This is a genomic window from Mesorhizobium sp. WSM1386 (genome assembly GCF_055901595.1).
In genome coordinates, this window is the sequence record NZ_CM148373.1 from 4,700,331 (window position 1) to 4,711,959 (window position 11,629).

An 11,629-nucleotide genomic window follows, 5' to 3' on the forward strand; every position below is an offset into this window, starting at 1 on the left:
TCGTCTTTGTCGCCTTGGGTGCGACACTCGGCAAACCGGTCATCCGCCGAATGGTTCCTTGAATTCCTTGTGAAGCGGCGGTGAAGTTGCATCACGAAATGCGTGAGCGGCCATGCGTTGGATGAAGGCCGCGACCCGTTCCGGTTCGACGAATTGGGGCATGTGGCCGACGCCGTCGACGGGTTCGAAGTCGAGCCCTTCGATCTTGCCTTGCATCGGCTCGCCATGGATGCCGATGTCGATGACGCCATCGGCGGTTCCGAAAAGGATGCCGGCGGGCATGGCGATCTCGCCATAGCGTTGCTCGATGCGGCAGAGATCGCGTTCGATGGCCACGACATCGGCGGATGTTGCCTGGAAATGGGCTGGCCGCAGCCCGAGCCAGCCGCCGCCGTCGACCATGTAGTCTGCTGGAAAAGCCTGCGGGGCGAAGATGAATTCCATGGTCGGCCGCGCATACCGCAGGCTCGTCGGTATCGCGACCGTGTAGGCCATGATCCAGCGCCGGAGTGGTGATGGAATATTGAGCAAGCCGGAGTTCTCGCGCATGCCGGCTTGCATATGGGTCAACGGCGCCAGCAAGGCGATGCCCGAAATCGCTTCGGGATGTTCCACGGCCAGTGTCAGCGTGATGGCGCCGCCCAGCGAATGGCCTACCACCAGCGGCTTCTCCAAGCCCAGCGTTTCGATGAAACGCCGCACGAGCTCTGCCTGTTCGGGCAACCGGCCCGTCGCGCCGCGCGCCTGAACCGAATAGCCCGATCCCGGACGATCGAGCGCGATCAGCCGGTAGCCCGGGCCGAAATGCGCGAACAGCGTGTGGCGGAAGTGGTGGAGTTGAGCGCCAAGCCCGTGCAGGAAGACAATCGGCTGTCCATCGCCGACATCGACATAGTGAATGCGGTTGCCGTCGATCTCGATGAATTTTCCGACCGGCGGCACCAGCCTTTCGGCCTTGGCCGCGATCCACAATGTCGCCAGCACAAGGCAGCCGATGGCGAGGACCGCCAGCAGCAACAGAACGGCCAGCAGCCACGACAGTATCGACAGGAGCATCGTTCACCCGGATCAGACGAGGTCAGCTTAGCTGCATCCGGTCGCGCCGCAACCTCGCGTCGAAGCGGACAGGACATTGCCGGATATCATCGCTCGGCCGGCATTGCCGACAGCCGCGCGCCGCGCTATTTCAGGCGACCCGTCCTGCCGGAGCCTTCCATGCCTGAAATCGTGACCGCCGCCATGCTTGTCATCGGCGATGAGATTCTGTCCGGCCGCACCAAAGACAAGAACATCGGCCACCTCGCCGACATCATGACGGCTATCGGCATCGACCTGAAGGAAGTGCGCATCGTTCCCGACGAGGAAGACGAGATCGTCGCGGCGGTGAATGCGGTGCGCGCACGCTACACCTATGTGTTCACCACCGGCGGCATCGGCCCGACCCATGACGACATCACCGCCGATTCGATTGCCAAGGCGTTCGGCGTGCCCTGCGAATACGATGCCAAGGCCTATGCGCTGCTGGAAGCGAGCTATGCCGAGCGCGGCATCGAATACACCGAGGCACGCAAGCGCATGTCGAGGATGCCGCGCGGCGCCGACCATATCGACAACTCGGTGTCCGTGGCGCCCGGCTTCCGCATCGGCAACGTCCACGTCATGGCCGGCGTGCCCTCGATCTTCCAGGCCATGCTCGACAATGTCGTGCCGACGCTGAGAGCCGGTACGAAGATGCTGTCGGCGACGGTGCACTGTCCGTTTGGCGAAGGGCTTGTCGGCGGACCGCTGGGCGATATCCAGAAAGCGCATCCGGACACCATCATCGGCTCCTATCCGAAATATGGCGACGGCAAGTTCTGGACCGAACTGGTCGTGCGGGCCCGCAGTCAGGAGGCACTGGACGCCGCCCGCGCCGATGTCGAGGCAATGGTCGCGGGTTTCGCCGCCAAGGCAGGCTGATCCGCTCTATCTCCTTGTTTTGACGCAATTCCCGTTTGGCGCAATTCCCCCAGGGGATGGCTCCAGCCGGAACCAAGCAAGACATCGCGGCGTTTCCCTGCACGCGAGATCGAACGCCTCGCCAGATTGAGGGATCGCCATGCGTTTCAAGACCATCGTTGCCATTCTGCAGAACGAGCAAGACGCCGAGCGCGTGCTTGATTGCGCCATTCCGCTCTCCAGCCGTTTCCAGAGCCATCTGATCGGCATCCACGCCGAGGCGCTTCCGGTGCCCTACACATCGGCGACCGGCTTTCCGGATACCGAGTTCCTGCAGGTGTCGGCCGACATGAACCGGGAGCGCGCCGACAAGCTGCAGGCCGTCTTCCTCAGGCGCATTGAGGATTCCGGCCTTTCTTTCGAATGGCGCAGCCTGGAGAGCTTCTCCGGCGACAGCGCGCTGACCGGCATTTCGACGGTGCGCGCCGCCGATCTTATTGTCGCCGCCCAGCGCGACACCGGAGGCGATCCGGGCGCGGATGTCGACACGCTGGTCTATGATGCCGGACGACCGGTGCTTGTGGTGCCGCATGCAGGGCCGCTGGTCACCACCTTCAAGCACGTGCTGCTTGCCTGGAACGGCAGCAAGGAGGCTGCGCGCGCCGCCTTCGACGCCCTGCCCTTCATCATCGAGGCGGAGAAAACCGACATATTGGTCATCGATCCGCCCGAAACACTCGACGAAAGCCCGGAAGCCGCCGGTGCCGAGATCGCGTCGGCCCTGTCACGCCACGGTGCCACGGTCAGCGTCTCGGTGCAGAAATCGGGCGGCACGTCGGTCGACGACATGATCCAGAACAGGATCGCCGAGACCGGCGCCGATCTTCTGGTTCTCGGCGCCTACAGCCACTCGTGGCTGCGCCAGCTCCTGTTCGGCGGCGTGACGCGCACGGTGTTGCGCACAACGCAGGTGGCGGCCTTCCTGTCGCGATAAGTCCACAGCGATCACTGCCGACCGCCCTTGCCAAGCCCAAGGTTTTCCAGTTAATTCCGCGCGCATTCCCCTGTTTTCTCGCACGCGGTCCTCGCGTGCTGCGGAGTGCGCGAGACATGTCCCTTCCCGAAAAAGCTTTCCCGGTCTCCTGGGACCAGTTCCACCGCGACGCCCGCGCGCTTGCCTGGCGGCTTGCCGGCACCAACAAGGGTCAATGGAAGGCCATCGTCTGCATCACGCGCGGCGGACTGGTGCCCGCGGCGATCATCTCGCGCGAACTCGGCATCCGCGTCATCGAAACGGTCTGCGTCGCCTCCTATCACGACTACACCAGCCAGGGGCAGTTGCAGGTGCTCAAGGAAGTCACGCCGGCGCTGCTGGCCGACGATGGCGTCGGCGTGCTGATCATCGACGACCTGACCGATACCGGCAAGACCGCCGGCATCGTGCGGGCAATGATGCCGAAGGCCCACTTCGCCACCGTCTACGCCAAGCCCAAGGGCCGGCCGCTGGTGGATACTTTCGTCACCGAGGTCAGCCAGGACACCTGGATCTATTTCCCCTGGGATATGGGCTTCACCTATCAGAAGCCGATCGCCGACGATCACGCCGGCTGATTCGCAGAACAAACCCCCGTTCTACTCGGCACGAGTTCGGCAAGTGCCTTTTGCTGCCAAATAGGCAGCTGAAGGCACAATATTTTGTGGGATCAGGGGGCGATGGCGCAATTTTTACCGGTCTATATGAAGTTTTTTACTTTTATAGATTACGATTCGCCGTAAGATTCGTGAGACGGCAAACGATTCTGGAGGCTGGGGCTAGCTTCTCCGATGTTGACGAGGCCAACGACGCACAACCATCTGGCCGAAAGGGTCCGGCGACTCTTCGGCACTGCGCCGTGCCGTCTGCAGGTTGCCGCCCTGCCCTGGCGCGATACCGGGAACGGTGTCGAGATCATGCTGATCACCAGCCGCGACACCGGCCGCTGGGTGCTGCCCAAGGGCTGGCCGGAGGCCAGGGAGCCGCTCTGCGAGGCGGCAGCGCGCGAGGCCGGCGAGGAAGCCGGATTGCGCGGAACCGTGTCACATCTCGAAGCCGGCCGTTACTTCTATGCCAAGGTGCTGGCTTCTGGTGAAGAAGTGCCCTGCGAGGTGCTGGTGTTTCCGCTGCACGTCGAAAAGATCGCCGACCGCTGGAAGGAAAAGCGCGCCCGCACCCGCAAATGGGTCAATTCCAGCGAAGCGGTGCGCATGGTCAACGAACCGGACCTTTGCCAGATCATCGCCTATTTCTGCGCCGACCCGCACAGGTTCTCCTAACCCACCCCTTACGCGTGCATCATGGCCGATTTACAACCTTCTGGTTGTGTCCATGAATGGTTTGCTAATTTTTCTCCGCTACAAATCGATCAATCTGGCGTTTGATTGATGATGAAGCCCGTAGACAACCTTCAGCAAGGTCCCGGCGAGCCGCAGCGCGAGCATCGTCCGCGCGTGCTCAAGGGCGGAACTATCATCACCGGCATTCAAAACTCGGAAGTCGGCGTTACCGTGCGCAATCAGCATGCGGGCGGCGCCGAGTTGAAGGTACCGCTCGAGTCCCGGGTTCCGGATCGTTTTCTTCTCTATGTGCCGCTCGACGGCGTCGCCTATCGCTGCGAGGTCCGCTGGCGCCGCAACGACCGGATTGGCGTGAAGTTCACCGGCATCGAGCCAAAGCCGAAGTTGCACTACGGCTGATTTTTCGGGACTGCCGCTTTTGCTGTGAGCTGAAGCGTTTTCGAGTGCCATCGCGCCGACCATCGGCGGCGCGCATCCCGTCGCCGGAAAAATAGTGATCGCGGCGGGTCAATCTGTCCCCGTTATCCACATATGTGACACACAAGATGTTGGGGTCACAAAAGCTACGCAAACGAATCCTTGACGGCGCAAAACGAGTCGCCTTTTATAGGCCATGTGCTCCTGTTGAGAGCGCGACCGGAAAGTTCTGAGCCCGGTCTTTTTCCCGGATTATGTGAGTTTTGCCCGCATTTCCGCCTGTTTACGAGGCCGGCGGAAGCGTTGGGATTGTGGGTGGCGGGGCGACGAAAGGGAGAATTGTCGGACTGGAATAAATTGTCTGTTAACACTATATTTAGTGTTTGCAGGTAGGTTCGACGCTAGATAGTGTGAATTTCCCTCGAGTGAGGGAATCGAAAAAATCAGATTTGAGGGACCCGCGAGAGTCCGTCGGACGCTGGACATACGCTTCGCAAGGAGCCTGACCAGCAAGGACCGACGGAGACCGCGAAATGGAGAGCCGGCCGTTTTCGAACGCCGGCAGACGGCGGACATGCGTGTTTCGCATCCGGGGCAGAAATCCCCTGACGAAAGCGCTATATATAGACAAAAGGGACAGGACCAATGCGCATCGAGCGTCGTTTCACCAAGCCGGGACAATCTGCTTACGCGGAGATCGAATTCCGCAAGGCGCTTTCCGAGATCAAGAATCCGGATGGTTCGGTGGTGTTCCGTCTCGACAACATCGATGTGCCGGCGCAGTTCTCCCAGGTCGCCGCCGACATCCTGGCACAGAAGTATTTTCGCAAGGCCGGTGTCCCCGCGCGGCTGAAGAAGGTCGAAGAGAACGACGTCCCCTCCTTCCTGTGGCGCTCGGTCGCCGACGAGGCCGAGCTTGCCAAGCTGCCGGAAGCCGAGCGCTTCGGTTCCGAGATCGACGCCCGCCAGGTCTTCGACCGGCTGGCCGGCACCTGGACCTATTGGGGCTACAAGGGCGGCTACTTCAAGTCGGAGGACGACGCGCTCGCCTTCCGTGACGAGCTTGCCTACATGCTGGCCACGCAGCGCGTGGCGCCGAATTCGCCGCAATGGTTCAACACCGGCCTGCACTGGGCCTATGGCATCGACGGTCCGAGCCAGGGCCACTTCTATGTCGACCCCTTCACCGGCAAGCTGACCAAGTCGAAGTCCTCCTACGAGCATCCGCAGCCGCATGCCTGCTTCATCCAGGGCGTGCAGGACGACCTCGTCAACGAGGGCGGCATCATGGATCTGTGGGTGCGTGAAGCGCGCCTGTTCAAATATGGCTCCGGCACCGGCTCGAACTTCTCATTTCTGCGCGGCGAAGGCGAAAAGCTGTCCGGCGGTGGCCGTTCCTCCGGCCTGATGAGCTTCCTCAAGATCGGCGACCGCGCGGCGGGCGCCATCAAGTCGGGCGGCACGACGCGCCGCGCGGCGAAAATGGTCATTGTCGACGCCGACCACCCCGATATCGAGGAATTCATCGACTGGAAGGTCAATGAAGAGCAGAAGGTGGCCTCGCTGGTGACCGGCTCCAAGATCGTCAAGAAGCATCTCGAAGCGATCATGAAGGCCTGCGTCAACTGCGAAGGCCATGACGACGACTGCTTCGATCCTGCCATCAACACCGCGCTGAAGCGCGAGATCAAGGCGGCCAAGAAGTCGGCGGTGCCGGAGAACTACATCTACCGCGTCATCCAGTTCGCCAAGCAGGGCTACACCTCGATGTCGTTCAAGACCTACGACACCGACTGGGATTCGGATGCCTACCTGACGGTCTCGGGCCAGAACTCCAACAATTCGGTGTCGCTGAAGGACGATTTCCTGCGCGCCGTCGAGCAGGATGGCGACTGGCACCTGACCGCCCGCAAGGACGGCAAGGTCTTGAAGACGCTGAAGGCCAGGGACCTCTGGGAAAAGATCGGCTACGCCGCCTGGGCTTCGGCCGATCCGGGCCTGCATTTCAACACGACGATGAACGACTGGCACACCTGCGCGTCGGCCGGTGCGATCCGGGCCTCCAACCCGTGCTCGGAATACATGTTCCTCGACGACACGGCCTGCAACCTCGCCTCGATCAACCTTTTGCCCTACCGCAATGCCGACGGCACGATCGATATCGCCGCCTATGAGCATACGGTCCGGCTGTGGACCATCGTGCTCGAAATCTCGGTGATGATGGCGCAGTTCCCGTCGAAAGAGATCGCCAAGCTCTCCTATGAATACCGTACGCTCGGCCTCGGCTACGCCAATATCGGCGGCCTGCTGATGACCTCGGGCATTCCCTATGATTCCGACGAGGGCCGCGCGATCTGCGCCGCACTCACCGCGATCATGACCGGCACCGCCTATGCCACTTCGGCCGAAATGGCCTCCGAGCTCGGTGCCTTCGCGGACTACGACCGCAACGCCCAGAACATGCTGCGCGTCATGCGCAACCATCGCCGCGCCGCCTATGGCGACAAGGACGGCTATGAGAAGCTGGCCGTCAATCCGGTGCCTCTGGTCGCCTCCGACCTCAAGCAGCAGGCGCTGGCCGAGCATGCGAAAGCCGCCTGGGACCGCGCCATCGAGCTTGGCGAGGAGCATGGCTACCGCAATGCACAGGCGACCGTGATCGCGCCGACCGGCACGATCGGCCTGGTCATGGATTGCGACACCACCGGCATCGAACCCGACTTCGCCCTGGTGAAGTTCAAGAAGCTCGCCGGCGGCGGCTACTTCAAGATCATCAACCGCGCCGTGCCGGAAGCGCTGCGCACGCTCGGCTATTCCGAAGCCCAGCTCGCCGAGATCGAGGCCTATGCGGTCGGCCACGGCAACCTCAACCAGGCGCCCGGCATCAATCCCGGCTCGCTCAAGGCCAAGGGTTTCACCGATGACAAGATTGCCGCGCTCAATGCCGCGCTGAAGTCGGCCTTCGACATCAAGTTTGTCTTCAACCAGTGGACGCTCGGCGCCGACTGGGTGAAGGAGACGTTTGGCTTCACCGACGAGCAGCTCAACGACTTCTCGTTCGAGATGCTGCCGGCGCTCGGCTTCTCCAGGAAGGACATCGAGGCTGCCAACATCCATGTCTGCGGTGCCATGACGCTGGAAGGCGCGCCCTTCCTCAAGGCCGAACACCTGCCGGTGTTCGACTGCGCCAGCCCGTGCGGCAAGATCGGCAAGCGCTCGCTTTCGATCAACAGCCACATCCAGATGATGGCGGCGGCGCAGCCCTTCATCTCGGGCGCCATCTCCAAGACCATCAACATGCCGAACGACGCGACGGTGGAAGACGCCAAGGGCGCCTACATGCTGTCGTGGAAGCTGGCGCTGAAGGCCAACGCGCTCTACCGCGACGGCTCGAAGCTGTCGCAGCCACTGAACTCCTCGCTGCTCGCCGATGTCGAGGACGACGAGGACGAAGCCCTCGATCAGCTGATCCAGGCACCGGCCGCCGCCCGCGCCGCGCAGATCACCGAGCGGATCGTCGAGCGCATCATTGAGCGCGTGTCGCGCGAGCAGGAAAAGCTGCCCGGCCGCCGCAAGGGCTATACGCAGAAGGCCAAGATCGGTGGCAACACCATCTTCCTGCGCACCGGCGAATATGATGACGGCCGCCTCGGCGAGATCTTCATCGACATGAACAAGGAGGGTGCCACGCTGCGTGGCCTTCTCAACAACTTCGCCATCGCCATCTCGCTCGGCCTGCAATACGGCGTGCCGCTCGACGAGTATGTGCACGCCTTCACCTTCACCAAGTTCGAGCCGGCCGGCATGGTGCAGGGCAATGACGCGATCAAGAGCGCGACGTCGATCCTCGACTACGTGTTCCGGGAACTGGCGATTTCCTATCTCGGCCGCAACGACCTCGCCCATGTCGACCAGTCGGACTTCTCCAACACCGCACTTGGCCGCAACATCAGCGAAGGCAAGACCGACGCCGTTTCCAAGGGCCTGACCCGCGGTTCGCCGGTGAAGCTGGTTTCCAGGGCAAGCGGCAACGATCCGAAGGGCTTTGCCGGTGCCGGCACCCCTGCCCGTTCGGCGCCGACAGCCTTCTCCGGCTCCAACGTGCTGGCGCTGAAGCCGGCCAGCGACGAGGCGGTCGCCTACAAGCGCGACTATGAGGACCGGGCCAAGGAATTGGCGGAAGACATCGCCTTCGAGGAAGCGGCCGACGCGGCCAGCGTTTCAGCGGATGCGACCGCGACCCTGTTCACCGACGCAGCAGCGAACGAAGCGGCCGAAGCGAAGAAACTCGCCGCCGACCGCCGCGCGAAATCGCTGCTCCAAGGCTACACCGGCAATTCCTGCTCCGAGTGCCAGAACTTCACCATGGTGCGCAACGGAACCTGCGAGAAGTGCGATACGTGCGGCGCCACGAGCGGGTGCAGCTGAGGCCTGATGCCACCTCGGCTTACGGTTCGCGAAGTCATTCGCCTGCTGGAGGCCGACGGCTGGTATCTGGTTGCAACCAAAGGCAGCCATCGCCAATATAAGCACATGGTCAAAGCCGGCCGCGTCACCGTGGCCGGCAAACCGTCTGAAGAGGTTGCACCAGGAACACTGAACAGCATCCTCAAGCAGTCCGGTTTGAAGGAGTGATGGTATGCGCTACGCGGTGGTGATTGAAAAAGCGGGAAGCAATTTTTCTGCTTATGTGCCCGACTTGCCCGGCTGCATCGCGACCGCTGCGACGGTGCCGGAAGTGGAAATCGAAATTCGCGACGCAATACGCTTCCATATCGAAGGCTTGCGCGCCGATGGACTGGATGTGCCTAATGGTGTCAGCCTCGCCGAGTACGTAGAGGCGTAAACGTAAACGCTGCGATCCGAATCTCAGCCCGCCGGCAACACCCGCAGCGTCTGCTCATCAAACAGCGGCTCGTCCTGGCCGGCACGCACGAACAGCAGCTTCTGCTCCTCGCCCGCCGGCACCTCGAAATACTGGATGCCGTCAGGCATTTCGCCCCACTCGCCGCAGGGCGGTTCGGGAACCTCGTCGGGATTGGTGAGCGCTTCCAGCTCTTTCGCGTAGGCGGCGTCGGGGCTGAATGTGTAGCGCTTGATGCCGGCGGGAACGGCGCCCTCGGCGTAGGGCGTGAGCACACAGCGATCGCTGACGGTCTTGTCGGTCTTTTCCAGGAACAGGCGCTGCAAGGCAGCCTCGGCGGTCTCGCCCGGTTTAATGTCGAATAGCTCGACCAGCGGATCGGCCGCGCCGCCGTCGCTGTATTTGATGGCGAGCGCGTTGCCGGCGAATTCGAAATGGATCTGGCGGAAGCCGAAATCGCAGCGCTGTGCCCAGGCGGCCAGTCCGATCGTCTTGTCGGCCAGCCTTTCCCAGACGCATTTGTCGATCGGCGGGCGCGACGGCGCCGGCTCGTCCGCCACGGCTGATAGCGTCGCGGACGCAGACAGGGCACAGGCCCAGGCGATCGATCTCACGGCGCTATTCATCGCTGCATCCTGTCAGGGCGAAGGCATCCCATGCGGAGCCTTCCGGATTGGCGTTGGCGAAATCGGCCCATTCGGTGAAAGCCACGCCGAAATCGGGCAGAAGCAGCCCTTTCGGCGCCGGTGTCGCTTCGCGCGAGTTCAACTGCTCGGCGCCGCCTCCAGTCAAGGCATAGACCTGGCCATCCCATAGCCTGCACAGCCCGCTGCCATCCTGCAGGCCCGCCTCGCGGTCGTCATCGGTGCAGGCGTGGCGGATGGTGCCGAGCGGAAAGGAATTCTTGCCATTGGTCCAGGTGATGTCGGCCGGCAGGTTTTTGTCGGTGTTGGGGACGGTCAGCGAAAACACCTCGGCCGTCAGCGCCGCCGGTTCGTTGTCGATCGGCCGGAATTGCATCACCGCGCCCGAGCGCGGCTCGCGATAGGTGGCATGGCTCAGCAGGCATTCCTTGGCGGTCGCTGCCTGCATCGGGCCGAACAGGCCGAGGAAAACGAAGACCAGTTTGCGGGTGATCATCAAATGTCTCTGGGAAAGCGTTGCCCGGCCGCGTGCCAGCCCGCACAGTCGCATCATCCGCGCAAAAGCATAAGCGAAATTCGGCGCAGCTGCGTTTATCCACTCCCTGCCGGTTGGCTGTTCCGGTGCGCCTGCTCACGCAGATGCTCCTTGGTTTCGGTATCAAGCACTCGCCAATCGCAACCGCGAAGTGCGGCCTCCATCGCATAGAGTGCGAGAATCGTCACCTGCCGCCCGAAACGGAACTTCAGCCGGTGGTAAGCTTCAACCACGCCGAAACCGCGCAGATCCTCCTCACTGAGAATATCGATTTCCGCCAGCTTCCGCGCCATGGCCGGTCCGAGGTTCATCATGTCTTCGATGCGAGTGCTCATCGCCGGGCCTCAGAGCGTTGAGGGCGCATGAGATAGTCTCCAGGATTTGGCGATTTGTTTGGACCGCCGTCGCACACAGTCGCATCATCCGGCCAAAAGCGGAATCCGGAATGGCCGCATTTTCTGCTGGACGAATACTCCGCACAAATCCCACCACTGCTATACGATCGAGCATGGCGGATCGAGGAGACAGGTGATGCGGCGCTTGGCAATGACGATGGCAATGTCCGCATGCGCGAGCGGCACCGCGCTGGCCGCGCCACCTTATGTCGGGACCTGGTCCCACGAGCGGCTGAACTGTAGTGCGGCCGCCGACGTTCAACGCCAGACGGTCTTCACGGTGGACAAAGCGGCTCTGTCGCTTCCCGAATTCGGTTGCGAGCATGCGGCCTTTCGCAAAACAGCCACGGGCTGGGTGGTGCATGCGAGCCAGTGCTACGGCTCCGACCCGGCACTGGAGGAGCCGTTCGCTCGTGTCATCCATATCGAGAGGCATGGCGCCATGTTGCGGTTCACCTGGCCTGGCTTCGACAGCGGGCCGCTCATGCGCTGCTGAAGCAAT

General features: G+C 62.3%; 13 protein-coding genes. 9 read left to right on the forward strand and 4 right to left on the reverse strand.

What is annotated here, in order from left to right; all coding sequences use genetic code 11:
- Positions 1 to 39: 39 nt before the first annotated feature.
- Positions 40 to 1,056, reverse strand: coding sequence for an alpha/beta fold hydrolase (locus tag AC0NIH_RS23035; RefSeq protein ID WP_473465807.1), 1,017 nt, complete (start codon positions 1,054 to 1,056; stop codon positions 40 to 42).
- 159 nt (positions 1,057 to 1,215) lie between these two features.
- Between AC0NIH_RS23035 and AC0NIH_RS23040 the strand changes: the two genes are divergently transcribed.
- From AC0NIH_RS23040 to AC0NIH_RS23075, 8 genes are all read left to right on the forward strand, one after another.
- Complete coding sequence (locus tag AC0NIH_RS23040; protein ID WP_473465810.1) at positions 1,216 to 1,959, forward strand: competence/damage-inducible protein A; 744 nt, start codon at positions 1,216 to 1,218, stop codon at positions 1,957 to 1,959.
- A 139-nt stretch (positions 1,960 to 2,098) separates the two neighbouring features.
- The gene (locus AC0NIH_RS23045; protein ID WP_023764228.1) at positions 2,099 to 2,932 is read left to right on the forward strand and encodes a universal stress protein; all 834 of its coding nucleotides are present in this window, start codon (positions 2,099 to 2,101) and stop codon (positions 2,930 to 2,932) included.
- A 116-nt stretch (positions 2,933 to 3,048) separates the two neighbouring features.
- Positions 3,049 to 3,549, forward strand: a complete 501-nt coding sequence (gene gpt / locus AC0NIH_RS23050) for a xanthine phosphoribosyltransferase (RefSeq protein WP_013895807.1) — start codon at positions 3,049 to 3,051, stop codon at positions 3,547 to 3,549.
- Positions 3,550 to 3,762: 213 nt separating this feature from the next.
- Positions 3,763 to 4,251, forward strand: coding sequence for an NUDIX hydrolase (locus AC0NIH_RS23055; RefSeq protein ID WP_023776232.1), 489 nt, complete (start codon positions 3,763 to 3,765; stop codon positions 4,249 to 4,251).
- A gap of 108 nt (positions 4,252 to 4,359) precedes the next feature.
- The gene (locus tag AC0NIH_RS23060) at positions 4,360 to 4,671 is read left to right on the forward strand and encodes a PilZ domain-containing protein (RefSeq protein WP_023764226.1); all 312 of its coding nucleotides are present in this window, start codon (positions 4,360 to 4,362) and stop codon (positions 4,669 to 4,671) included.
- A 663-nt stretch (positions 4,672 to 5,334) separates the two neighbouring features.
- Positions 5,335 to 9,117 (forward strand): vitamin B12-dependent ribonucleotide reductase, encoded by a 3,783-nt coding sequence (locus AC0NIH_RS23065; protein ID WP_473465814.1) that lies wholly within the window; start codon positions 5,335 to 5,337, stop codon positions 9,115 to 9,117.
- A 6-nt stretch (positions 9,118 to 9,123) separates the two neighbouring features.
- Positions 9,124 to 9,324: a type II toxin-antitoxin system HicA family toxin gene (locus tag AC0NIH_RS23070; protein ID WP_473465817.1), complete on the forward strand. Its 201-nt coding sequence runs from the start codon at positions 9,124 to 9,126 to the stop codon at positions 9,322 to 9,324.
- A gap of 4 nt (positions 9,325 to 9,328) precedes the next feature.
- Complete coding sequence (locus AC0NIH_RS23075) at positions 9,329 to 9,535, forward strand: type II toxin-antitoxin system HicB family antitoxin (RefSeq protein WP_473465820.1); 207 nt, start codon at positions 9,329 to 9,331, stop codon at positions 9,533 to 9,535.
- 23 nt (positions 9,536 to 9,558) lie between these two features.
- Here the strand turns inward: AC0NIH_RS23075 and AC0NIH_RS23080 are convergent, their stop codons facing one another.
- The 3 genes from AC0NIH_RS23080 to AC0NIH_RS23090 form a co-directional block, all read right to left on the reverse strand.
- On the reverse strand, positions 9,559 to 10,179 hold the full coding sequence (locus AC0NIH_RS23080) for a hypothetical protein (RefSeq protein ID WP_473465823.1): 621 nt from the start codon (positions 10,177 to 10,179) through the stop codon (positions 9,559 to 9,561).
- Positions 10,172 to 10,693 carry a hypothetical protein gene (locus tag AC0NIH_RS23085; protein ID WP_473465825.1) on the reverse strand — a complete coding sequence of 174 codons (522 nt, stop codon included), beginning with the start codon at positions 10,691 to 10,693 and terminating at the stop codon, positions 10,172 to 10,174. Before AC0NIH_RS23085 ends, AC0NIH_RS23080 begins: the two co-directional genes overlap by 8 nt.
- A 95-nt stretch (positions 10,694 to 10,788) precedes the next feature.
- Positions 10,789 to 11,067, reverse strand: coding sequence for a TfoX/Sxy family DNA transformation protein (locus AC0NIH_RS23090; RefSeq protein ID WP_473465828.1), 279 nt, complete (start codon positions 11,065 to 11,067; stop codon positions 10,789 to 10,791).
- A 196-nt stretch (positions 11,068 to 11,263) separates the two neighbouring features.
- Here AC0NIH_RS23090 and AC0NIH_RS23095 point away from each other — a divergent pair, with 196 nt between their 5' ends.
- Complete coding sequence (locus AC0NIH_RS23095; RefSeq protein WP_473465831.1) at positions 11,264 to 11,623, forward strand: hypothetical protein; 360 nt, start codon at positions 11,264 to 11,266, stop codon at positions 11,621 to 11,623.
- Positions 11,624 to 11,629: the final 6 nt, after the last annotated feature.

Bases quoted from the DNA above. Each gene is read 5' to 3' on its own strand.
- AC0NIH_RS23035 (WP_473465807.1), bottom strand. From the start codon at position 1,056: ATGCTCCTGTCGATACTGTCGTGGCTGCTGGCCGTTCTGTTGCTGCTG.
- AC0NIH_RS23040 (WP_473465810.1), top strand. From the start codon at position 1,216: ATGCCTGAAATCGTGACCGCCGCCATGCTTGTCATCGGCGATGAGATT.
- AC0NIH_RS23045 (WP_023764228.1), top strand. From the start codon at position 2,099: ATGCGTTTCAAGACCATCGTTGCCATTCTGCAGAACGAGCAAGACGCC.
- gpt (WP_013895807.1), top strand. From the start codon at position 3,049: ATGTCCCTTCCCGAAAAAGCTTTCCCGGTCTCCTGGGACCAGTTCCAC.
- AC0NIH_RS23055 (WP_023776232.1), top strand. From the start codon at position 3,763: ATGTTGACGAGGCCAACGACGCACAACCATCTGGCCGAAAGGGTCCGG.
- AC0NIH_RS23060 (WP_023764226.1), top strand. From the start codon at position 4,360: ATGATGAAGCCCGTAGACAACCTTCAGCAAGGTCCCGGCGAGCCGCAG.
- AC0NIH_RS23065 (WP_473465814.1), top strand. From the start codon at position 5,335: ATGCGCATCGAGCGTCGTTTCACCAAGCCGGGACAATCTGCTTACGCG.
- AC0NIH_RS23070 (WP_473465817.1), top strand. From the start codon at position 9,124: ATGCCACCTCGGCTTACGGTTCGCGAAGTCATTCGCCTGCTGGAGGCC.
- AC0NIH_RS23075 (WP_473465820.1), top strand. From the start codon at position 9,329: ATGCGCTACGCGGTGGTGATTGAAAAAGCGGGAAGCAATTTTTCTGCT.
- AC0NIH_RS23080 (WP_473465823.1), bottom strand. From the start codon at position 10,179: ATGAATAGCGCCGTGAGATCGATCGCCTGGGCCTGTGCCCTGTCTGCG.
- AC0NIH_RS23085 (WP_473465825.1), bottom strand. From the start codon at position 10,693: ATGATCACCCGCAAACTGGTCTTCGTTTTCCTCGGCCTGTTCGGCCCG.
- AC0NIH_RS23090 (WP_473465828.1), bottom strand. From the start codon at position 11,067: ATGAGCACTCGCATCGAAGACATGATGAACCTCGGACCGGCCATGGCG.
- AC0NIH_RS23095 (WP_473465831.1), top strand. From the start codon at position 11,264: ATGCGGCGCTTGGCAATGACGATGGCAATGTCCGCATGCGCGAGCGGC.